The organism is Brevibacterium aurantiacum, from assembly GCF_003932995.1.
Lineage (GTDB): Bacteria > Actinomycetota > Actinomycetes > Actinomycetales > Brevibacteriaceae > Brevibacterium > Brevibacterium aurantiacum.
In genome coordinates this window covers 2,418,060-2,441,142 of record NZ_CP025333.1, presented here as the reverse complement: position 1 = coordinate 2,441,142, position 23,083 = coordinate 2,418,060, and the positions used below count along the sequence as shown (strand labels likewise).

The window sequence follows — 23,083 nt, the reverse complement described above, 5'->3', positions numbered from 1 at the left end:
TCGACGCTGTATGGACCCGTAGCCTCGCTCTGGCTCCATGAGTCGGCCCCTGCAGGACTTGTCCGACACACGACGTGGTAATCGCGTGTGTCTCTGCACGCAGGGGCAGGAACCACACTTGTCAGCAGAAGTGCACACTCATCGGCAGAACTGCGCTCTTGCCCGCTGCCTCAGACGACGCTGCCCCGGATGCGTGGGGCATCCGGGGCAGCGTCGGGGCAGTCAGGTGGCTCAGCGAGGCGGATTGAAGATGCTGGCCGGCCAGATGCGGGCGGTGATCCGACTGCCGGGTGTGGCATTGGCCGACAGATCGGACCTGACCTCGTCGATGAGGGCACTGACCTCAGTTGACGAGATGCTCTGTTCACTGCCGCCGTAGCGGTGCGCCTCAAGGGCATCAACGAAGGCTGACAGGGCGGTGTCATCGCCGGCAGTGCGTGTACCCGCTGGGGGAGCTGGGCTGCGCAGCGCGGTGAATTGATCCCCGGAGTCTCCTCGGGTTCCCGAGGAGACTGAGTCAGCGCCGGAATCAGACTCTGCAGAGGAGCTGTCAGGCTCTTCGGTCCCGCCTTGGGCCCTGCTGGCCAGCACGAGTTCGTTGAACCTCAGCGTCTTGCTCGGGTCAAGGCTCTGACCGTAGTCGGTCGACAGCGCTCGCACCTCGGTCCAGACCTTTTCGAGCTGCTTGGGATCGCTTGTGCGACGACGACGAAGGATCAGCCTCCACAGCGCGGGGATCGCCGCGAGCAGCAGGATCACCAAAACGATGAGACCTGCCCAGAGGTACTTGCCGATACTCGCACCGGCAGGCTCTCCCGCAGCTGAGGTCTCTTCGCTGGAGCTCTCCGACTCCGTTGCCTCGGACTCTTCGGCGCCGTCTGTGGGCTCCTCTGAGGGTGAGGAGGACTCTTCGGAATCCTCTTCGGAGTCACCATCGGTGCTGCCGCTGGCGACCGACCACTTAGGCGGGTCACCGGCGGGTCCACCTGGAGTGGGTTCGAACCGAACCCACCCGGCGCCTTCGAAGTACAGTTCCGGCCATGCATGCGAATCCTGCATGCTGACCTCGTAGCCCTCACCTGACTTGCTTCCCTCACCGAAGCCGACTCCGATGCGTGCGGGAATTCCCATGGTTCGGGCCATGATCGTCATCGCCGACGAGAACTGGACACAGTAGCCCTTCTTGTCGACGAGGAAATCAGAGATCGCATCTCCGCTGGCCCTTTCCGGGGCATCCAGCGAGTACTCGAAGTCACCGCTGCGGAAATAGGCTTGGAGCAGCACAGCGGCTTCCCACTGGTTGTCCGCATCCGCAGTGACCTTCTCTGCGGTCTCCTTGACGCTGGTGGGCAGACTGTCCGGGACTTCGAGTTCGGTTTCGAAGTCACTGGTGTTCACCGGTGTTGCACTCTGCAGGTCCTTGACGTCGGGGTTGATGGACACGTACTCCATCGAGTAGTCCTGCCCACCGGACTTCTCACCATTGCCGACGACCGTCAGCGACTTCTCGTCATAGATCCAACGCCGATCCAAACCTGTCGGCTGCTGTGGAGCGTATGGGGAAGGAAGATACTGCTGATCGTATTCGTCAGTGATAGAGACGTCGATGCGCTCTTGGCTGTAGTTCTTGCTCCGTGGGAGCCCCTGCGGCCAGGGCAGACCTTCATTTGCGATCGCAAACGAATCGAGCGGGAACGGGGTCGGTGCCCAGGTCTGACCGTCGAAGGAGTTGATCGATGTCAGCCTGATCGGCTGCCCCTGCGATTCAGTGCTCGTGTAGTCGAAGAGAGTCGAGTCGTCACGGTCGCCCAGATCAGCACGCAGATCGAGGAACGGGTTCGTCACGGTGAGGTCGCCCTTGTCGCTTGCCGCGCGGTTGGGCAGCGAGGGCACCTCCGGAAGCAGCACGGGGAGCCCGATGCCGATGGCAACGGCCACAGCTCCGGCCACGGTCGCGGTCAGACCGCCGCGCCACTTCGCTGCTGGGAGATACGGGCTGAGCATGAGGATGAGGAAGGCCGCCAAGATCGCGACCACATGCCACCACTGCACCTGGGTGGGAGCGAAGAACACGGGGATCATCCACAGCACCAAGAGCAGAACACCGCTGACCTTGGGAGCTTTGAGGTCGCAGACGAGGCCGTCGATGAGGATGGTGATCAGAGTGAACGCGATGGTCAGCATCGTGGTGAAACCGGGAGTGCTCGGAGCCGGCGGAACCGTGGCGTACAGATCGCTGACCCCGGAGGACAGCAGATCGATCACACTGGTGAAAGAGCTGCCGGTGGGGATGACGCCGAGGATCAGCGTGCTGGGTGCACAGAGTACGAGAACTGCGATGAGCCCCACGAGGCATTGCGCGATGACGGCCGCACCAGTGGCTCGGAGGACCGGGATGCTGCGGAAGATCGCCCCGACGATGACGATGAGGAAGATCGAGATGAGGACGGGGGGAAGCCAGGCGAAGTCGGAGAAGACGGCCGAGAGTCCGACGGCGGCCAAGACCATGGCCACAAATACGGTGCAGGCCTCGAGCAAGGCGGGAGACTGCTTCTCGGTGCTCTCACGTGTGTCGGTGCTCATCGCTTCACCCGCTTCGAATCGAACGCGGTCCATGATTCGGGCAGGTCCTCGCTCAGACCCACCATCGTCAGGTCATTGATGTCATCGAGGCTGCGGACGGTCACCGGCACGCGGCGGGAGAACTGTGCGGCCAGCTCCTGCCCACGAGCGTCGTCGACGGCACAGATGAGGATGTGGTTGGGATTGTCATGGGCAGGAAGTTGCACTCTGCCGGCCTCGACGAGGGCGGTGAGCAATCGCAGTCGGTCGATATCGCGTTGTCCTTTGAACCTGATCTGATGGCCGGGTGCAACGACGAAGACCTCGTAGCCTGCACGCAGGAACGCCGTTCCGGCTGCTGCGGCTGCGGCAAGGAGGAATTCGATCTCGAGGGAGTCCGGACGTTCGCCCTCACCCTTGAGATCGACGACGATGAGCGCATAGAGCGTCTCCTCGTCGGCTTCGTGTCGGACCATGAGCTCACCGGACTTCGCGGTGCTCGGCCAATGGACGTGTCTGAGGTCGTCTCCCGGGACGTATTCCCGGGTGTGGAAGTCTCGAGCTGTGTGGCCCGGACGAGACTTGCCATCGTCGAGTCGGGCTGGTCTGATCGCCGAGTCGGAGGGGATCCGTGCCGGAAGAATGGGCACCGATACTGCAACAGGGTGACCGGCGATCACCTTCTTCTTCCTTGTGACGAGCCCGAAGGGACCCGAGACAGTGATGAGAACGGTCTGAACTCCGCTCAGACCCCGACGATACGGGGTGAAGGACGTCAAGACCGTCTGAGAGGCGCCGTGAGCCAGCGGAGGGACCTGCCCGACCGTGGAATCGCCGAATCCTTCGGCCGCCACGAAGTCGATCGTCGAGGCCGGGATCGCCAGACGCCCGGTGTTCGTCACCAGAGCCTCGACCTCGACCTCTTTTCCCTCGTGGGCAAGCGGGTAGCGGTCTCTGGACTGAGGCAGCGCCACGGTGGGCAGCCCTGTGCGCAGAGTGATCGAAACACGCCTGGTTCCCCAAGTGATCAGCAGTGCCGAGAGGAGGACCAGCGCAAGAAGCAGAATCCCCGCAGGCAGCAGCCCGGGCAGCGAGAACCGATAGGCGGTCACGATCAGTGCCGCTCCGGCGAGGACGAAGATGATTCCTGAGGTGCTCAGACGCATGTGGTCACTGAACCGTCGAAATGGGCACTCGCGCCAGGAGCCGGCCGACCAGCTCGGCTGCCAGCTCGGAGTCGTCGCCATCGCGCGGGATGATTCGGTGAGCCAGGATGTAGGGAGCCAACGCCTGGATGTCGTCCGGGGTCACGAAGGTGCGTCCCGAAAGCGCGGCTCGAGCCTTGGCCGCACGGAGAAGGTGGACACCGCCGCGGGGGGAGGAGCCGAGGAGGATAGCCTCGTCGTTTCGGCTGGCATGGAGGATGGAGACGATGTATTCGCGCAGCTCTCGGGTTGCACTGACATGTCGGACGATTCCTCGGGCCTGGTTGATCTGCTCAAGGCTGGTGACCGGAGTCGCACTGGAGAGCGGATCATGCTCGATCTGGTTGTCGAGCAGGTCGATTTCGTCAGCAGTATTGGGGTAGCCAAGGGAGATGCGAGTCATGAAGCGGTCGCGCTGCGCCTCGGGAAGGGCGTACGTGCCTTCCATGTCGATCGGGTTCTGAGTAGCGACGACGATGAATGGCGAGGGCATCTGGTAGGTCTCACCGTCAATGGTGGTCTGCCCCTCGGCCATGCACTCCAGCATCGCAGACTGGGTCTTGGGGGAGGCGCGGTTGATCTCATCGGCGATGACGATATTGGCGAACACCGGACCCTGGCGGAATTCGAAGTGACGGGTCTCCTGGTTGAACAGGTTCACACCGACGACGTCAGTCGGGAGCAGGTCGGGAGTGAACTGGATGCGCCTCACAGAACCATCGACGACTTTGCCCATAGCTCGAGCCAGCAGAGTCTTCCCGACTCCGGGCACGTCCTCAAGGAGGACATGGCCCCCTGCCAGGAGCGCTATCAGCGACAGTCCGACGGCTTCGTCCTTGCCTTCGAGGACGGTGTTCATTGCTGTGCGTGCCCGTGAGGTGAGTTGCTGCACCCATTCGATGTGCTCGGCACCGATCACGGAATTGGTCTGTGTACCTTCTTGGCTGATCGACATGATCCCATTGTCCCCTATCCCGACCCCAGCATCCACATAGGTGTCTTCGGGCCGCATTTTCCGCACCTGCGCAGCTGTTCCCACACTCATCCGCCGGCCCCCTCCACTTCGCTCCCCACTTCCCTCCCCACTTCGCTCCACCGGGACCCCCACTTTCCTCCCCATTTCCCTCCCCACTTTCCTCCCCGTATGGCTCGACACCGCGAACTTCCCCGAAAAGTCAGGGATCTGAGGGCCTGGCACGATCCGAGCATGCGGGGACCTGGAGGCCGAAGAGACCCGAAATAGCCCCTCCGAGACCCCCTTCCGACGCGCCGATCGAAAATTTTCCCCACTTTCCTCCACCTATCTGACCTGGGGTTTTATAGGTCAATGGGACCACTAGGGGGTCAAGCACTAGATTGGGTGGAGGGAAGTGGAGTACTGTGGTTGCTATCGGAGCCAATTGGGTTTCGAAAGGGGTGAGACGACATGTTCTTGGGCACTCATTTGCAGAAGCTCGACGACAAAGGTCGGCTCATCCTGCCCGCAAAGTTCCGGGAGGAGCTTTCGCCCGGTCTCGTACTGACCCGTGGACAGGAGAACTGCCTCACCCTGTTCCCCACCACGGAGTTCGAAGCCGAGCATGAGCGAATCCAGAACGCGCCGAAGACGAATAAGGAAGCTCGCGATTACCAGCGTGTGTTCCTGTCGGCGGCCTTTGCGGATCAGCCGGACAAACAGGGACGCATCACGGTCCCGAACATATTGCGGCAGTACGCATCACTTGATCGGGAAGTGGCAGTGATCGGCATGGGCAACCGCGTCGAGATCTGGGACTCACCGACATGGGACAACTACCTGGTCGGCGCTCAGCAGGCATTCGCTGAACGTGAGAACGAGGTGATCCCCGGAGTGATCTGATTCTGCTCGGGTTTGATCCTTGCCCGCCGTGTTCGAGTTTCGGGGAACTTCCCCGTTTCCGAAGCTCGGCAGTCCTGACACACTTCCCCGGTGCCAGGGCAGCGGCGGACAAGGTTCTGGCTCCAGCGTTTCACCCCCACGACCACCACCCCCACGAAGGACTCACCTATGAACGACCAGCACGTACCGGTCCTCCTGGAGCGCGTGGTCGAGCTCATCGGAGTCGGGGTCCAGGCCGCCAGAGACAATGGCCACCCGCCGATCGTCGTGGACGGGACTCTGGGAATGGGCGGGCATTCGGAAGCCGTCCTCACCGCATTCCCCGATGTGCACCTCATCGGAGTCGATCGCGACACCCAGGCCATCGACATCGCCACGAAGCGACTTGCTCCCTTCGTCGACCGGACCGACATCGTCCATGCCGTCGACGACGAGATCCCTGAGATCCTTGACGACCTCGGCGTCGACCGCATCAGCGCGGTCCTCCTCGACCTCGGCGTCTCCTCCCTGCAGTTGGACGAAGACGAGCGTGGGTTCTCATACTCCCGCCCGGCGCCTTTGGACATGAGGATGGACCGCACCCAGTCCCTCACCGCCGCCGAGGTGCTGGCCACCTATCCCGAAGCCGAACTTCGCCGCATCCTCCGTGAATACGGTGAGGAGAAGATGGCGGGCCGGATTGCGAACATCATCGTCACCGACCGTGAGACCACGCCGTGGGAGACCTCGCAGCAGCTGGCAGCGATGCTCAGTCGAGTACTTCCCCAGACGAAGAAGAAGTCCCACCCGGCCAAGCGCACATTCCAGGCCCTTCGCATCGAGGTCAACGACGAACTCGGAGTGCTGAGGACCGCGCTCCCGGAGGCGCTGCGGGCACTCCACCTCGGGGGAGTGGCCGTGATCGAGTCCTATCAGTCCCTTGAGGACACGATCGTGAAGAAGATCTTCCGCGCCGGGACCAGCACCTCGGCGCCGCCGGACATGCCGGTCGTGCCCGAAGAACTCCAGCCGTGGCTGTCGGAGATCATACGCGGTGCGGAACTTGCCGACAGCGACGAAGCAGACAGAAACCCTCGCGCCAAGAGCGTGCGATTGCGTGCAGTACAGAAGATCAGGGAGGCACAATCGTGAACAACGCCCAAGCCGCTGTCCGCCGACCGCACCTCACCGAGCGCAGCCGCGTCGCAGGGGAGTCGAGCTCTCGGCTGACACCACCGAGCCTGAAGCTGCTGAAGTTCGAGCTGCCGAAGGCCCGAGTGCCGTTCTCGATGCTGTGCGTGGCGATCCTCGTCGCGACCCTCGTCGCGGTGCTGCTGCTCAACATCTTCATCTCCCACACTTCCTATCAGATCGACCAGCTCAACTCCGAGAAGGAGCAGCTGGCCGAGCAGAAGGACCGACTGGTCGAAGACAACTCCTACCGAGAGTCACCGCAGAACATCTCCATTGCGGCCGAAGAGCTCGGGCTGGTTCGTGACTCGTCGCCCGAATTCCTCGATGCGAAGACAGGGAAGATCATCGACGCCCCTCCGATCGACGTCAGCGGAGAAAAGAAGCCGACAGTTGTCCCCGGCCCGCGTGCCAATACCCGCGAAGACCTCCGTCCCAATCTACGATCGGATGAGAAGCTGCCAGTAGTCGGCGGCAGTCCCAGCAAGGACATCGCCCCACCGGCTCAGGACACTCCGAAATAAGGCGAGTCCGACAGCCATTCGCCGATCAGCAAGGACCAAGGACAGAGCAATGGGCCCACGAGCAACTCGGGTGAAGAAAAAAGGCGGACGAGGCAAACCGAATCTGCGCCTGCGGATGGCGCTGATCGCGAGCCTGTCCATCCTGGTTCTCCTCGTCACCTCGGGGCGCCTGATCTCGATCCAGGGCATGGATTCGATGAAACTGGCGGAGAAGGCTCTCTCCAACCGGCTCGTCACCAAAACCCTGCCGGCTTCGCGCGGACAGATCCTGGCCGCCGATGGCACAGTTCTCGCCGACAGCGTCTCCCGCTATCAGCTCGTCGTGGACCAGCAGAACGTGGCGCAGTACAAGGTGGACGGAAAGCTGGTCGGCGCCTGGGGTGCTGCTGAGGCTCTGGCCGCTCCACTCGACACCGACCCCGGTCTGCTGTACCCCAAGCTGGTCGGCGACAAACGCTGGAACCCTGTTGCGAAGGGACTGACCTCCGAGACCTGGCGCGAGGTGAAGGATCTCAACATCCTCGGCCTCTCCGCGGAGGAGTACGCAGTGCGCTCCTATCCGTCCGGCGCGGTGGCCGGGAACCTCGTGGGCTTCCTCAGCTCCGACGGCCAGCCTCAGGCTGGGCTTGAGATGGCCTACAACGAACAGCTGAGCGGGCGCGACGGTCAGCAGCAGTACGAGCGTGGTGCACGCGGTGAGATCATCCCGCTCGGGGACAACAACACCCGTGCCGCCGTCGACGGAAAAGGTCTGCAGACGACGATCGACCCGGCCCTGCAGTACTACGCCCAGCAGGCGATCGAGGAACAGCGCAAGAAGCACGAGGCAGAATCCGCGTCGATCGTGATCAAGGACATCAAAACCGGCAAGATCCTGACTGCCGCGGATGCCCCCAGCGTCGATCCGAACTCACCGGGCAAGGTCGACGGCGAGGACCGTGGGTCTCGCATCTTCACCGATGTCTTCGAGCCCGGTTCGACGGCCAAAATGGTCACGGCCGCCGCACTGCTCGACCAGGGACTGGTGACTCCGGAGCAGGAATTCACCGTGCCCGATAAGTGGAAGGCACCCAACGACGAAGAGTTCCGTGACTCCCACCCGCACCCAGACGAGAAGCTCACGTTCGCGGGGATCCTCTCCGAATCGTCGAACACCGGCACCATTCTGGCAGGAAACGCGCTCTCAGAAGAGCAGCGTTACGGCTACCTGAAGAAGTTCGGCTTCGGTACGCCGACAGGCGTCAAGTTCCCTGCACAGACCTCAGGCATCCTCCACCCCTATAAGGAGTGGGACGGTCGCACCAAATACACGGTGATGTTCGGCCAGGGTGTGGCCGCGAACGCTGTCCAGACCACCGATGTCATCGCGACCATCGCCAACGGCGGGGTGCACGTGCCCTCGACGCTCGTCGATGGAACGGTCTCTCCCTCAGGGAAGACGATCCCGAACCCGGCAGGTGAACCCGAGCGGGTCATCAGCAAGAAGGCCGCTGACCAGACACTGTCCATGCTCGAAGGCGTCGTCGCCAAGGGCACCGGCAAGTCGGCGCAGGTCTCCGGCTACCGGGTGGCGGGAAAGACAGGAACCGCGCAGGCTCCGGCAGCCGAAGGCGGCGGCTACGACGGCTACACAGCCTCGTTCGTCGGTGTCCTCCCCGCCGAGGACCCGCAGATCGCGATCTCGGTGACGTTGCAGCGGCCCCGAAACGGCTATTACGGTGGAAGCGCCGCGGCCCCGGTGTTCTCTGATGTCGCCGGCTTCACCATGCGTCACCTCAAGATCCCTCCATCGACCGAGGATCCCCAGCTACCCGCTCGAGAATGGAAATAATGCGTATCTCACAGCTGCTGCCGGCAGCCCCTGGAACAGTCCACGGAGATCCTGAACGCGAGGTCGGGGGAGTCTCCCACGATTCGCGCACCGTTTCCCCGGGTCAGCTGTACGCAGCGCTGCCGGGTGCGAACGTCCACGGAGCGAAGTTCGCACCGGATCTCATGGAGCGCGGGATCACCGCGATCCTCACCGATGCCGCCGGTTGGGACATGATCTCCGCTGCCGTTGACCCGCAGACCCTCGCCGAGGTGACCGGGCTGATCGTGGAACACCCCCGGTCGGTCCTGGGGTTCGTCTCGGCAGCCGTGTACGGCACCTCGGTGTCTCCACAGCTGATCGGTGTGACCGGAACCAATGGGAAGACGACGACGACCTACCTCGTCGACGGGATGCTTGAAGCCCTCGGACACCGCACCGGAGTCATCGGCACTGTGGCGACGCTCATCGCCGGCGTGAGAGAACCGAGCGTGCGTACGACCCCTGAAGCTCCCGAGCTGCATGCCCTGTTCGCGAAGATGCGCGCCGCTGACGTAGACACCTGTGCCATGGAGGTGTCCTCACATGCGCTGAGCCAGCACCGGGTCGACGGGGCTCACTTCGCGGTCTCGGGTTTCACGAACCTCTCCCAGGATCATCTCGACTTCCACAACTCCATGGACGAGTACTTCGACGTCAAGGCCCAGCTGTTCACTCGAACCTTCTCCGATGCCGCTGTCATCGTTGTCGAGGACAGGTGGGGCGAGAAGATGGTCGAAGCCGCTCAGGTGCCGGTGCGCACGCTGGGGCGAGACGACCGCAGCGAACTGCGGATCGAACACACTCCAGGCGTATCCGACTTCATCCTCCACCTCGGCGGATCCGCCGACGAGACCATCGCCCTGCGCTCTCCGCTGCCGGGGGACTTCAACGTCACGAACACCGCGCTGGCCGCGGCGATGCTGCTGGAAGCCGGAATCGCCGTCTCGGATCTCAACGCGATCGGACGCACCTTCAGTGCCTCAGTCCCAGGCCGGATGGAGATCATCGATGTCAGCGGCCCGCGTGCAGAAGGGCAGACGCATCCGGAACGCCTGCCCCGTGCGATCGTCGACTACTCCCACACGCCCGATGCGATCGAGAAGGCCCTGGCCTCGCTTCATGCCGACAGTGAGGAACTCGTCATCGTCTTCGGCGCAGGTGGTGACCGTGACAGGGGGAAGCGATATGGGATGGGTCAGGCCGCCGCTCGCGGGGCAGACGTGATCGTCCTCACCGATGACAACCCGCGCACCGAGGATCCGAACTTGATTCGAGCCGCCATCAGAGAAGGCATCGATGCAGAGATCTCAAACGGACGCGCGCGTGTGAAGAAAGTCATTGAAGTTGCCGAGAGGGGGTCCGCCATCGACGAGGCGATTGCCGCCGCTGAGGCCTCCACAACCGTGCTCATTGCAGGGAAGGGCCACGAAACCGGACAGTCCGCTGGCGGCGTTGTGACCGACTTCGACGACAGATCGAGGACACGCTCAGCGCTGTGCACGCGACTTGGCGGCGCACAAACAGGTAAAGTTCACAGTTGATATGAAGCGACTGAGTGCAGCCGAAATAGCAACCGCCGTCTCCGGCGAGTTGTACGGCGTTGACCCCGAGACCAAATTGTCCGCCGGAGTGGTAACCGATTCGAGAGAAGTCGGACCCGGCGATATCTACGTTGCCCGCCGAGGTGAATCCTTCGACGGCATCGAATTCGCAGCGGCAGCCGTCGAGGCCGGCGCAGCGCTGATCATCGGCGAATCCGTCCCCACCCTTGACGATGCGACGCTGCCCACCGTCCTCGTCTCCGATGCCACGGAGGCGCTGGGCCAGTTGGCCAAGTGCAATATCGAATCGCTGCGTGAGGCCGGTGAGATCACGGTCATCGCGATCACCGGCTCGGTCGGCAAGACGACGGTGAAGGATCTCGCCGCCGACCTGCTCGCCGGCGAGGACGAGACGGTATGGCCGCCCAACTCATACAACAACGAGGTCGGCGTGCCATTGACCGCGCTGCGGGCAGGGGAGACCACCCGCTTCCTCGTCCTCGAGATGGGTGCCCGATCCATCGGCAACCTGGCCTACCTCACCAGCCTGGTCCGCCCCGATATTGCGGTCGAACTCGCAGTCGGCACAGCCCACTCCGGCGTGTTCGGCTCGATCGAGAACACCGCGCGGGCCAAGGCCGAGCTCGTCGAGTCCCTGACAGCAGGATCCGTCGCGATCCTCAACGCCGATGACTCACGAGTGGCCGGGATGCGTGAGGTCCTCTCACCCGATGTCAGCACCCTGTGGTTCTCACAGCGTGAGTCACTGCCCGAATGGGTTGCGGACGAGGACTCGGTCGTGCGCGGAACTGGTGTCACCACCGACGCCTCGGGACACGCCACCTTCTCACTGAACCTGCCCGGTGAAGAGCCGCAGGACGTGCGCCTGGCCCTGATCGGCGAACACCATGTCGGCAACGCACTTGCCTCGGCCGCCATCGCCCACGCCTGTGGAGTGGGCGTGAAGTCCATCGTGACCACACTCTCCACCTCCTCGGCCGCGAGCCGGTGGAGGATGGAGCTCATCGACTCCCCGTCCGGCGTGACCGTGCTCAACGACGCCTACAACGCCAACCCCGAATCAATGCGAGCCTCGTTGAAGACGCTGGCATCGATGGGCCGCGGCGACGAGGAGAGCCGACCACGGCGGACCTTCGCAGTCCTCGGCGAAATGCTCGAGCTCGGCGACGAATCGATCTCGGCCCACTCCGACATCGGAGAACTCGTCGTACGACTCAACATCACTCGCACCATCGTCGTCGGCGACGGAGCGAAACCCATCTTCAATGCCGCGAACCTGGAAGGTTCATGGGGCAACGAAGCTGCCTGGGTCCCCACCGCTGCTGAGGCGAAAGACCTCCTCAGCGCGGAACTGGCACCAGGAGACATCGTCTTGTTCAAATCCTCCAGAGATGCCGGTCTGCGCTATCTTGGAGATGAAATCGCCGGTGTATCGGGGGGCCAATGATCGCCGTACTGCTTGCTGCCTGTCTGGCACTGATCTTCGCGCTGGTCGGCACACCGCTGTTCATCCGTGTTCTCGTCAAACGAGGCTACGGCCAGTTCGTCCGTGATGACGGCCCGACGTCGCATGCCACGAAGCGCGGCACACCGACCATGGGCGGCGTCGTCATCATCGGTGCCGCCATCCTCGCCTACCTTCTCGGGCACCTGTTCACAGGGTCGGTCCCGACGGCCTCCGGACTCCTCGTCCTCTGGCTTGCCGCCGGACTCGGCGTCGTCGGCTTCCTCGACGACTTCATCAAGATCAAGAGGCAGCGCTCACTGGGCCTGCGCCCGGTGCCGAAGCTGCTCGGCCAGGCCTTCGTCGGAATCTCCTTCGCAGTTCTGGCACTGCAGTTCCCGAACTCGTTCGGAGAGACGCCGGCATCGACGAAGGTGTCGTTCATCCGCGATACCAACCTCGATCTGGCTTTCGGGTCCGCGGTCCTCGGTCTCATCCTCTTCGTCATCTGGGCCAACCTCATCGTCACCGCGGTATCCAACGCAGTGAACCTCACCGACGGCCTCGACGGTCTGGCAGCCGGCGCCTCGGTGGTCGTCTTCGCCGCCTACGTCGTCATCGGCACCTGGCAGTCGACACAGAACTGCAACCTGATGACGGACGCCACCAACGCCTGCTACTACATGCGCGACCCACGTGATCTCGCGATGGTCGCCGGCGCTATGGCAGCCGCCTGCTTCGGCTTCCTGTGGTTCAACACCTCCCCGGCGAAGATCTTCATGGGCGACACCGGTTCTCTGGCCATCGGCGGCGCAATCGCCGGTCTCGCGATCATGTCGCGGACCGAACTTCTGCTCGTTGTCCTCGGCGGTCTCTTCGTCATCATCACCCTCTCCGTGATCATCCAGGTCGTGTCGTTCAAGACCACCGGGAAACGCGTGTTCCGAATGGCACCGCTCCAACATCACTTCGAACTCAAGGGATGGGCCGAAGTCACCATCGTGGTCCGGTTCTGGATCATCGCAGCGCTCTTCGTCATCGCCGGAATCTGCCTCTTCTACGCCGAATGGGTGTCTCGCGTTGGCTGAGAATCCCCGCACGGACTATCCGAACGCCGACGCGATCCCGGCCGCACTCGAGGGGCCGAGCTCGTCATTGGACGGCCTGCGGATCCTCGTCACCGGTCTCGGTGTGACGGGATTCCCTGCGGCGGTCCACCTCGGCGAACGTGGCGCAGACGTCATCGTCGTCGACGGTGATGAGCATGCCGATGTCAGCGAGAAGATCCAGATCCTCGAGGTCTTCGACGTCGACATCCGACGCGGAGAGCAGCACGTCACCTCGCTGCCCGAGGAAGCCCTCGATCTGGTTGTGACCTCCCCGGGCTGGCGGCCCGACCACCCGCTGCTTCTGGCCGCCGCCGAGGCGGGGGTGCCCGTGATCGGCGAAGTCGAGTTGGCATGGCGCATCCGCGGCACCAACGACGCCACCTGGTTGGCCATCACCGGCACCAACGGCAAGACCACGACCACGACGATGCTCGAATCGATGCTCGTGGCCAATGGCATGAAGGCCAAGGCGTGCGGAAACATCGGAGCACCGCTGCTCGAGGCCGTCCTCGAACCTGGCCTTGAGGTCCTGGCCATCGAACTCTCGAGCTTCCAGCTCCACTGGCAGTATTCGCTGAGCGCCGATGCCGCCGCCGTGCTCAATATCGCCCCCGATCATCTGGACTGGCACGGCAGCGCCGACGCCTACGAGGCCGCGAAGGCCAAGATCTACCATCAGGCGAAGACCGCGTGCATCTACAACGTCGCCGACGAGGTGACCCTGCACATGGTCGAAGAGGCCGACGTCGTCGACGGGGCTAAGGCCATCGGCTTCACCACAGGAATTCCGCGTCCGGGAGAGCTGGGCGTCGTCGAGGACATCCTCGTCGATCGTGCCTTCATCCCACAGCGCTACTCCTCGGCCGCCGAACTCGCATCCTTGGACGATGTGGCCGCGGCGACCGGAGTTCCCGGCCGTGCTCCAGCAGACCACCAGGTTGCGAACGCACTCGCTGCCGCTGCCCTGGCACGGAGCATCGGGGTACCTGGTCAGGCCATCTCTGAGGGACTGAAGAACCACTCACTTGGAGCCCACCGCATGGTCACCGTCGCGGAGAACAACGGGATCACCTGGGTCGATGATTCGAAGGCGACGAACACACACGCCGCCAATGCCTCGCTCGGCAGCTTCGACTCGATCGTCTGGATCGCCGGAGGACTGCCCAAAGGGGCGGACTTCACCTCTCTCTTCGCCGACCACGGACACCGGCTGCGCGCGCTTGTGCTCATCGGATCCGATGACTCAGCCTTCCGCGATGCCATCGCGGCGACCGCTCCCGATCTCGACGTGATCCGGATCGAGCCCGCACTCGCGGTGGACTCGGGCGTGCCTCGACGTCGCGGTGAAGCCGTGGTCGCTGCCGCAGTGGAAGCCGCTGCGGGCATCGCCACCTCCGGTGACACCGTGCTGTTGGCTCCTGCAGCAGCAAGCATGGACCAATTCCTCAACTACAACACTCGAGGTGAACTCTTCACTCAGGCTGTCCACGCACACCTGGGGAGCTGAGATGGGACGGCAGACAACCGCGAAGCCGCAGGCCAAGCGCAAGCCCCAGGCCGTGAAACCGCAGTCACAGCAGAAGTCGCAGTCACAGCAGAAGTCGCAGTCACAGCCTCAGCGGAAGCCTCGGTCCCAGCAGAAGTCGCTGTCGCAGTCGAAGCCCAAGCCGCTGTCACAGCAGGCGACTCAGTCGCAGCAGAAGTCGACAGCGAAGAAGTCTGTGGCCACGAAGTCGGCCGCGACGAAGCAGTCAGCGAAGAAACAGGCACCGAAGAAACACTCGCCGAAGAAGCCCGCCGGGGCCAGCGCCTCACGCACCCGGAAACAGGCGACGAGCGCTCACAGCCCTCAGGCGACCGATACAGAGAATCGACCCGGGACCGGTGCCGTACGGACCATGCTGTCGACTGTGCGCCGTGAGTTCGGGCGAGTCTCTGCCTACCCGCTCACGACCTACTATCTGATTCTCGTCTCGGTCCTCGCGCTGACGTCGCTCGGACTCGTCATGGTCCTCTCGGCGTCCTCCATCACCTCCTACGACGGGGGAGAGGGATCGTCCTTCGCCTACTTCAACAAGCAGGCGGGGTTCGTCGCGTTGGGCATCATCCTCATGGTCGCGGCCTCGTTTTTCCCGGTCCACGTGTGGCGGAAAGTGTCATGGTGGGCGCTGCTGCTCGGCGTGGGCATGCAGGCGTCCGTCTTCATCCCCGGACTCGGCAAGTCAACGAAGGGCAACGCCAACTGGATCCAGTTCGGCGGCTTCCAGCTGCAGCCCTCCGAATTCCTCAAGATTGCCCTGGCCGTGTGGCTGGGAGCCGTGCTGGCCAGCAAATATGGAAAGATGACGACCTTCGGCCACGCCATGATCCCCGTCGTCCCGGGCATCATCCTCGCTGTCGGCCTCGTCGTCGGCGGCAACGACCTCGGCACGGCCTTGGTGCTCATGGCCATGGCACTCGTGTGTCTGTTCATCGGCTTCTTCCCATGGAAGTACTTCCTTCTGCTCTTCGGCGGCTTGGCCGCTGTCGCCGCGTTCTTCGTCTTCAGTTCGGAGAACCGGCTCAATCGCATCACCGCGGCACTCACCGGCCACGCAGACCAGAGCGCCTCCGACATCACCGGCCAGGCCTGGCAGTCCAACCACGGACTGTTCTCATTGGCCTCCGGTGGTTGGCTGGGAGTGGGGCTCGGTGCCAGCCGAGAGAAATGGTCCTGGCTGCCCGAGGCTCACAACGACTTCATCTTCGCCATCATCGGCGAAGAACTCGGACTCCTCGGCTCACTGGCCGTGATCCTGATGTTCGTGGCCCTGGCCTGCGGAATGATTCGGGTCATCCTGCGCTCGAAGTCCAGATTCATCCAGATCACCACGGCCGGACTCTTCGCCTGGCTGATCGGCCAGGCCGCAATCAACATCGCTGTCGTGACCGGACTTCTGCCGGTCATCGGCCTGCCCCTGCCCTTCGTGTCCTATGGCGGATCCTCCATCGTCGCGTCTCTGCTCGCCGTCGGGGTGATACTGTCCTTCGCCAGAACAGAGGACGGTGCACCCGCCGCGATCAAGGTGCACAAAGATCGAGTGAGATCGTCGTTCGCCGTACTTGCCAGAAAGAGAAAGAAGTGAGATGACGAGCATTCTCCTTGCCGGTGGAGGCACCACCGGACACATATCGCCCATGCTGGCGATCGGCCGTGAGCTGCGTGCCAACCATCCCGAGTGGGACGTCTTCGCGCTGGGAACCGCAGACGGGCTCGAAGCCGACATCGTTCCGAAGGCCGGCTTCGAACTCCTCACGATCGACAAGGTTCCCATGCCGCGTTCGATCTCGCCCGCCGCGCTGAAGTTCCCCAAACGATTCGCCGCCAATATCTCCCACGTCAAGAAGATCATCGCCGAACGTGACGTCAAGGCAGTGGTCGGAGTCGGCGGGTATGTCTGCCCACCGGCGTTCATCGCAGCCAAACAGGCGAAGATCCCACTGCTCGTCCACGAAGCCAATGCGAAGCCCGGAATGGCGAACCGCCTCGGCGCGGCCCTGACGACGCAAGGTCTGGTCGGGGTCACCTTCCCCGACACGAAGCTGCGCAATTCGACGCTGGTCGGCATGCCGATGCCGACCGAGATCTCCTCGTTGGACCGCAGCGACTCCGCCCAACGACAGGCATGGCGGGCCGACCTCGGCCTGAGCGATGACAAACCCGTACTGGTCGTGACCGGTGGCTCCTCAGGCGCACAGCGCATCAACGACGCATTCCTCGCAGCAGCACCTCTGTGCCAGGAGGCCGGGGTCCAGGTCCTCCACATCACCGGAGCCGGTAAGGACGACGCCCTGCGGGAAGCCGCGGCCCAGCTGCCTGACTATCACGTCGTCGACTACGTCGACGGAATGCACAGAGCATACGCGGTCGCGGACCTGCTCGTGGCACGTTCGGGAGCCGCCACCGTCTCCGAAGCCACCGTGGTCGGGGTTCCCGCCCTCTACGTTCCCTTGGCCATCGGCAACGGTGAACAGCGCCTCAACGCAGCCGGAAGCGTCAAGGCCGGAGCCTCGCTGCTCGTCGACAATGCGGAATTCTCCCCGTCGACCGTGACCGATCAGATTCTGCCGCTGGTGAGCGACCAGGCCCGCCTGGATGCCATGAGCGCAGCGGCCCTCGATCTGCACTATCCGACCAACGCCGCCACCACCATGGCCACAATCGCAACCCGCGTTCTGAGAGGTTGAACATGTCAACACCTGAAATCGTCCCGGCCACAGAACTCGGTGCCGTCCACTTCATCGGAATCGGCGGTTCGGGCATGTCCGGGATCGCGCGGATCATGGTGATGAACGGCGTCGCAGTCTCCGGTTCCGATGCGAAGGGATCAGCAGGCGTCGACGTTCTGCGCACGCTGGGTGCCAGAGTCGAGATCGGACACTCGGCGGACAACCTCGGCGAGGCCGACACACTGGTCATCTCCTCAGCCATCCGCAAGGACAACCCCGAACTCGTCGAAGCCGAACGCAGGGGTCTGCGGATCCTGCACCGCTCGGGAGCCCTGGCCTCACTGATGGCGGGCAAACGGGCCGTGGCGGTGGCCGGAACCCATGGCAAGACCACGACAACCTCCATGACGACCGTCGCGCTGCAGGCATGCGGGCTCGACCCCTCGTTCGTCATCGGGGGAGTGCTGTCGACCACAGGCACCAACGCCCACCTGGGGACCGGAGACGTCTTCGTCGCAGAAGCCGACGAATCGGACGGCTCGTTCCTGCTCTACGAACCCACCATCGGCATCCTCACCAACGTCGAAGCGGACCACCTGGACTACTACGGGACTCCAGAGAAGGTGCGGGAGGCGTTCGTCGAATTCTGTGCAGGGATCGGTGCCGACGGCGGCACCGTCATCGCCTGCGCCGATGACCCGGGTTCGCTCGACGTGGCCCAACAGGCCCGGTCACAGGGAACGTCGGTCATCCTCTACGGCACCTCGGAGTCAGCCGATGTGCGCCTGCGTGAACTTCAATCGGGCCTGGTCTCGGAATTCGTTCTCGACGTCCCGGGACAGGCAGAGCCATTGCCGGTGGCGCTGCGGCAGCCGGGCACCCACAACGCCCTCAATGCGACGGCGGCGATCGCAGTCGCCCACAGCCTCGGTGCCGATGTGGCCAAGGCGGCCAGCGGTCTCGGAGGCTACGGAGGAACTCGACGCCGCTTCGAAGAGCGCGGAATCGCCGCGGGAGTCCGTGTCATCGACGACTATGCCCACCACCCGACAGAGCTGCGCGCCGTTCTCAGTGCGGCCCGCGGGGTCGTCACCGACGAAGGCCGGGTGTGGGCGATCTTCCAGCCGCACCTGTACTCACGCACGATGGAGTTCCGGACCGAATTCGGTGAGGCGCTCGGACTTGCCGACGAGGTGGTCGTCCTCGACGTGTTCCCCGCCCGGGAGGATCCGGTGCCAGGTGTCACCGGTGCGCTCATCGCCGATCGTGTCCCACACGAGAATGTGACCTTCGTCGAGTCATTCAGCGAAGCGGTGCCCTACGTGGCCGCACGGGTGCGTCCCGGCGATCTCGTGCTCACCCTCGGTGCCGGGGATGTGACGATCCTCGGTCCTGAGCTGCTCACCGCGCTGGAGGCCTGAACCCCGTGGTGCCTCTTCCCGAACCGCGCACCGACGACAACTCGACCGCGGACCTCACCGGGGTCATCCGTGCCCGCCGGAGACAGGTGTGGCGCTCCCGCCTGATTCTCATCGGCGCAGTCGCTGCGGTCCTCATCATCGTCGCTGTGCTCTGGTTCTCGCCCCTGCTGGCCTTGGACAAGGTCAGCGTCAAGGACAGTAACCTGGTCGACGGTGAGAAGGTCACTGAGGAGGTTCTCCGCACCGAGGGAGGGACACCGCTTCCCCAGGTCCGACCGGGAACCGTGGAGAAGAACGTGCTCAAGGAGTTCCCCCGCGCGAAGGAGGCCTCGGTGCACTACTCAGGTCCGCGCAGCCTGAGCATCGAAATCACCGACAGGGACCCGGTTCTGGCGATCACAACGAGTGACGGATACGAGCTCTTCGACGATGAGGCCGTGAACCTTGGCACCGTCAAGAAGGCGCCGAAGGGTGTGACCGTGCTCAAAGAGTCCGGGGGCGCACCCGATGAGAAGACGGTGGCCGCCGTGATCCGCTTCATGGCCGAGCTACCACCCAAGCTGCGCTCCGACCTGCACTCGATCCAGGCGAAGGATGAGAAGAACCTGTCAGGGGTCATCGACACCGGAAAGACGAAGGCGAAGGTGGTCTTCGGTGACGACTCGAGCGCCGGCCTGAAGATGCGCACCGCGCTGCAGCTGGCGGCCGACGGACGCACCGAGATCGACGTCTCCGTCCCCTCGGTGCCCGTGACGAACTGAAAACCGTCGATTCCGGAGCAGTTGCCTCTCATTGCCGCCGACACACCGGGGCTGAAGTTTGGCCGATGTCCGACACTCCGGCGAGAATAGTTGCAGTGGTGTTGCCCCGGACAATAGCCTCAGGGCAAAGAAGACTTTTCGAATTTGCACGCAGATGATGCGTGGACGATGCGCCGAAAGAGGAACCGACTTGGCTGAATTCCCAAATTCCGGAGCGGATATCAAGGTTGCCGGTACCGGCGGCGGCGGTGTCAACGCTGTTCAGAGGATGATCGACGTCGGTTTGCGCGGCGTGGAGTTCATCGCGATCAACACGGACGCCCAGGCACTCGTGCTCTCGGACGCAGATGTGAAGCTGGAGATCGGCCGCGACCAGACTCGCGGACTCGGTGCCGGTGCTGATCCGGAGATCGGCCGGAAGGCCGCAGACTCCAGCGAAGAAGCCATCCGCGACGCACTCGATGGTGCCGACATGGTCTTCGTCACCGCAGGCGAAGGCGGCGGAACCGGCACGGGCGCAGCCCCTGTCGTGGCTCGTGTCGCACGATCCCTGGGAGCACTGACGATCGGTGTCGTCACCCGCCCATTCACCTTCGAGGGACGTCGTCGTTCCGCGCAGGCCGAGGCAGGCATCGCGGCACTGCGCGAAGAGGTCGACACCCTCATCGTCATCCCCAACGACCGTCTGCTCTCCATCTCAGACCGCAGCGTCTCCGTCGTCGACGCGTTCCGTTCGGCCGATGAGGTCCTGCGCTCGGGTGTCCAGGGCATCACGGACCTGATCTCCGTCCCGGGACTTATCAACCTCGACTTCGCCGACGTGAAGTCGGTCATGCAGGACGCCGGAACCGCGCTCATGGGCATCGGAGCTGCGACCGGTGATGACCGTGCCGTCCAGGCCGCCGAATCCGCCATCGCCTCGCCTCTGCTCGAGGCCAGCATCGACGGCGCCCACGGCGTGCTGTTCTGCATCCAGGGCGGTGCCGACCTCGGCCTGTTCGAAGTCAACGAAGCTGCTCGTCTGGTGCAGGAGGCTGCACACCCCGAAGCCAACATCATCTTCGGTGCAGTCATCGATGACAACATCGGCGACGAATGCCGCGTCACGGTCATCGCCGCCGGATTCGACAACACGGTCGCCGGTCAGGATTCAGCCCCGGTCGAGGCTGCTCCTGCCTCGATCCCGATGGCGACGAATCCCTCGGACATCGAATCCGCACCGCCGGCAGAAGACGCCGAGCCCGCTGCACCAGCGGCAGCGGCCGAGCCTGAGCCTCGCAACGAGGATCATCAGATTCCGACCTCACTGCCCAACGAGCGCAGCTCATCGAGCTTCGACAACGACCTCGATATCCCGGATTTCCTGAAGTAAGATGCTGCACTCGAGATTCGTCGTCCCCGGAAGGCTGAACGCACATGTGGCGTTCACCGACCGGCACGGCGGCTACTCGAGGGGAGATCTGTCATCATTCAACCTCGCACGACACGTCGGGGACGATGATGAGCTGGTCGCAGCGAACCGCGCAGCTCTGGCCCAGGTCCTCGGGCTGAGCGGAGAACGACTGAGCTTCGTGTCCCAGGTCCACGGGACCGACGTGCACACCGTCGAGTCACCGGAGCAGCTGCGGGAGGCTCCGGCGACGGCAGATGCGCAGGTCACCACCCGCGGTGGCATCGGCTTGGCCATCATGGTCGCAGACTGCACACCGATCATGCTCGCGGACCCGGACGTCGGAGTCATCGGCGCGATTCATGCCGGACGCCCCGGAATGGCCGCAGGCGTGGTGGCGGAGACGATCACCCATATGCGGGATCTGGGCGCTGCGAACATCCACGCGATCATCGGACCCTCTGTGTGCCCACGGTGCTACGAGGTCCCGGCCGCGATGAGGGACGAAGTCGCCCTGGTCGAACCAGTGGCCGCCTCGGTGTCGGTGACCGGAACCCCGGCACTTGACGTCGCCGGGGCAGTGGCCGAACAGCTGCGTCGGGCGGACGTGCACATCGATCATTTCTCCCGCACCTGCACCCGCGAGTCCGAGGACCTGTTCTCCTACCGCAGACACCAGAGCACAGGCAGATTCGCAGGCGTGGTCTGGCTCCAGGAAGAAAACCCCACGACACACCCATGAGACTCACCCGCCAGGCCGGTCTGTTGAGATAGTTTGGCGGCAGGCGAGGAAGTGCCGAAGGCCGAGGAGTGGAAAAATGTCAGCAATCAAGAAGACGCTGGAATACCTGGGTTTCGTCGAAGAAGAGGACGAGCCCATCGAACGTCGTGACCGCGAGGTCATCGACACCTACGAAGAGCCCGTCGACGATCATGTCGAGGAAGAAGAGGAACGGCCCTCCGCCCAGGTGACGCCGATCCATCCGTCACCGATTCGTCCAGTCGACTCTCCCGCGCCAGGAATCTCCATGAACCGCATTAAGACAATCCACCCCCGCAGCTACAACGACGCGATGGTGATCGGTGCCGCGTTCCGTGAGGGAACCCCGGTGATCATGAACCTGTCCGAAATGGACGAGAACAACTCAAAGCGCCTCGTCGACTTCTCCGCCGGCCTGATCTTCGGTCTGCACGGCTCGATCGAGCGTGTGACCAACAAGGTGTTTCTTCTCACCCCTGAGGACATCGAGGTCAGCGGCGAGAACGAGTCCGACCCCGACACCCAGGCGAGCTTCTTCAACCAGAGCTGAGACTGGTTCAACAGAACTGAGTCCCGTTCAAACAGAACTCAGATTCGTTCAACCAGAGTTGGGCACGTTCAACCGGAGCGGGGTTGCGTCAACTCAGACGCAGCCTCATCGACCAGAACTGAACCTCGCGAACTCAGGCGAATTCGCCTGGACCAGCACTGAGATCACCCGCCCGGAACTGAACTGAGATCACCCGGTCGGACCTGTTGCGGCGTAGTCCGTGCAACGCGTTCGGGCTCTGGTCGAAGTCATTCTGATCTCATCCTCAGCTCGACCGTATACGCTGGGGATCGACAGCTAAGCACCAAAGAAAGGCACGAGGAAACACGTGGCCATCATCTTCTACATCCTCGGCACGGCACTCAGTCTTTACGTCTATGTTCTGCTGGCGCGAGTCGTCCTCGACCTCGTCCAGGTCTTCTCACGCGAATGGAAACCTGCTGGTTTCTTCCTTGTTCTGGCAGAGATCGTGTACACGCTGACCGATCCGCCGCTGCGCCTCCTGCGCAAGGTGATTCCGCCCCTGCGCCTGGGTCAGATCTCACTGGATCTGGGCTTCATCGTGCTGCTGATCGGAATCCAGATCCTTGCATCTGTTCTGTTCAACTTCTCGAGGGTGAGCGCCTGAAGCAACTCGCTGAGAACACTTACAGCACGAGCTTCCTCTTCGTTTCACTACTGTTACACGCATCACTGCGGCTGTCCT

Annotated in this window: 19 protein-coding genes; 16 read left to right on the top strand and 3 right to left on the bottom strand. The window is 63.4% G+C overall.

Translation table 11 applies throughout. The features are described 5' to 3' along the window. Positions 1-231 precede the first annotated feature (231 nt). The 3 genes from CXR25_RS11300 to CXR25_RS11290 are packed head-to-tail and all read right to left on the bottom strand — an operon-like array spanning position 232 to position 4,722. On the bottom strand, positions 232-2,583 hold the full coding sequence (locus CXR25_RS11300; RefSeq protein ID WP_226823542.1) for a transglutaminase TgpA family protein: 2,352 nt from the start codon (positions 2,581-2,583) through the stop codon (positions 232-234). Then, positions 2,580-3,728, bottom strand: coding sequence for a DUF58 domain-containing protein (locus CXR25_RS11295; RefSeq protein WP_009883131.1), 1,149 nt, complete (start codon positions 3,726-3,728; stop codon positions 2,580-2,582). The genes CXR25_RS11300 and CXR25_RS11295 overlap by 4 nt, the downstream gene beginning before the upstream one ends. A 4-nt stretch (positions 3,729-3,732) precedes the next feature. Then, positions 3,733-4,722, bottom strand: coding sequence for an AAA family ATPase (locus CXR25_RS11290; RefSeq protein ID WP_164513961.1), 990 nt, complete (start codon positions 4,720-4,722; stop codon positions 3,733-3,735). 471 nt (positions 4,723-5,193) lie between these two features. On the opposite strand from CXR25_RS11290, the gene mraZ reads away from it, so the two are divergent. The 16 genes from mraZ to CXR25_RS11210 all read left to right on the top strand — a co-directional run bounded on the left by mraZ (position 5,194) and on the right by CXR25_RS11210 (position 23,005). Further along, positions 5,194-5,625, top strand: coding sequence for a division/cell wall cluster transcriptional repressor MraZ (gene mraZ / locus CXR25_RS11285; RefSeq protein ID WP_009883133.1), 432 nt, complete (start codon positions 5,194-5,196; stop codon positions 5,623-5,625). 168 nt (positions 5,626-5,793) lie between these two features. Beyond that, positions 5,794-6,756 carry a 16S rRNA (cytosine(1402)-N(4))-methyltransferase RsmH gene (gene rsmH / locus CXR25_RS11280; protein WP_009883134.1) on the top strand — a complete coding sequence of 321 codons (963 nt, stop codon included), beginning with the start codon at positions 5,794-5,796 and terminating at the stop codon, positions 6,754-6,756. After that, positions 6,753-7,319, top strand: a complete 567-nt coding sequence (gene ftsL, locus CXR25_RS11275; RefSeq protein ID WP_009883135.1) for a cell division protein FtsL — start codon at positions 6,753-6,755, stop codon at positions 7,317-7,319. Before rsmH ends, ftsL begins: the two co-directional genes overlap by 4 nt. Positions 7,320-7,368: 49 nt before the next feature. After that, positions 7,369-9,150 carry a peptidoglycan D,D-transpeptidase FtsI family protein gene (locus CXR25_RS11270; RefSeq protein ID WP_009883137.1) on the top strand — a complete coding sequence of 594 codons (1,782 nt, stop codon included), beginning with the start codon at positions 7,369-7,371 and terminating at the stop codon, positions 9,148-9,150. Further along, positions 9,150-10,712 (top strand): UDP-N-acetylmuramoyl-L-alanyl-D-glutamate--2,6-diaminopimelate ligase, encoded by a 1,563-nt coding sequence (locus CXR25_RS11265; protein WP_009883141.1) that lies wholly within the window; start codon positions 9,150-9,152, stop codon positions 10,710-10,712. Before CXR25_RS11270 ends, CXR25_RS11265 begins: the two co-directional genes overlap by 1 nt. Position 10,713: 1 nt before the next feature. Further along, positions 10,714-12,180 (top strand): UDP-N-acetylmuramoyl-tripeptide--D-alanyl-D-alanine ligase, encoded by a 1,467-nt coding sequence (locus tag CXR25_RS11260; RefSeq protein WP_096147017.1) that lies wholly within the window; start codon positions 10,714-10,716, stop codon positions 12,178-12,180. Continuing rightward, positions 12,177-13,265 carry a phospho-N-acetylmuramoyl-pentapeptide-transferase gene (gene mraY / locus CXR25_RS11255; protein WP_096147018.1) on the top strand — a complete coding sequence of 363 codons (1,089 nt, stop codon included), beginning with the start codon at positions 12,177-12,179 and terminating at the stop codon, positions 13,263-13,265. Before CXR25_RS11260 ends, mraY begins: the two co-directional genes overlap by 4 nt. After that, positions 13,258-14,793 (top strand): UDP-N-acetylmuramoyl-L-alanine--D-glutamate ligase, encoded by a 1,536-nt coding sequence (murD, locus tag CXR25_RS11250; RefSeq protein WP_009883144.1) that lies wholly within the window; start codon positions 13,258-13,260, stop codon positions 14,791-14,793. The genes mraY and murD overlap by 8 nt, the downstream gene beginning before the upstream one ends. A 1-nt stretch (position 14,794) precedes the next feature. Beyond that, positions 14,795-16,411: a putative lipid II flippase FtsW gene (gene ftsW / locus CXR25_RS11245; protein WP_096158823.1), complete on the top strand. Its 1,617-nt coding sequence runs from the start codon at positions 14,795-14,797 to the stop codon at positions 16,409-16,411. A gap of 1 nt (position 16,412) precedes the next feature. After that, a complete protein-coding gene (locus CXR25_RS11240) occupies positions 16,413-17,513 on the top strand; it encodes a UDP-N-acetylglucosamine--N-acetylmuramyl-(pentapeptide) pyrophosphoryl-undecaprenol N-acetylglucosamine transferase (RefSeq protein WP_096158822.1) in 1,101 nt (366 codons plus the stop codon). Positions 17,514-17,515: 2 nt separating this feature from the next. Then, positions 17,516-18,916: a UDP-N-acetylmuramate--L-alanine ligase gene (gene murC, locus CXR25_RS11235; RefSeq protein ID WP_125240553.1), complete on the top strand. Its 1,401-nt coding sequence runs from the start codon at positions 17,516-17,518 to the stop codon at positions 18,914-18,916. A 5-nt stretch (positions 18,917-18,921) separates the two neighbouring features. Further along, entirely contained in the window at positions 18,922-19,677 is a 756-nt protein-coding gene (locus CXR25_RS11230) for a cell division protein FtsQ/DivIB (protein ID WP_069600307.1), read from the top strand. 190 nt (positions 19,678-19,867) lie between these two features. After that, the gene (ftsZ, locus tag CXR25_RS11225; protein ID WP_009883149.1) at positions 19,868-21,049 is read left to right on the top strand and encodes a cell division protein FtsZ; all 1,182 of its coding nucleotides are present in this window, start codon (positions 19,868-19,870) and stop codon (positions 21,047-21,049) included. 1 nt (position 21,050) lies between these two features. Then, positions 21,051-21,809 (top strand): peptidoglycan editing factor PgeF, encoded by a 759-nt coding sequence (gene pgeF / locus CXR25_RS11220; protein WP_096162300.1) that lies wholly within the window; start codon positions 21,051-21,053, stop codon positions 21,807-21,809. 76 nt (positions 21,810-21,885) lie between these two features. Then, entirely contained in the window at positions 21,886-22,377 is a 492-nt protein-coding gene (locus tag CXR25_RS11215) for a cell division protein SepF (protein ID WP_009884374.1), read from the top strand. A gap of 328 nt (positions 22,378-22,705) precedes the next feature. Beyond that, positions 22,706-23,005: a YggT family protein gene (locus CXR25_RS11210; RefSeq protein WP_069600305.1), complete on the top strand. Its 300-nt coding sequence runs from the start codon at positions 22,706-22,708 to the stop codon at positions 23,003-23,005. Positions 23,006-23,083 lie beyond the last annotated feature (78 nt).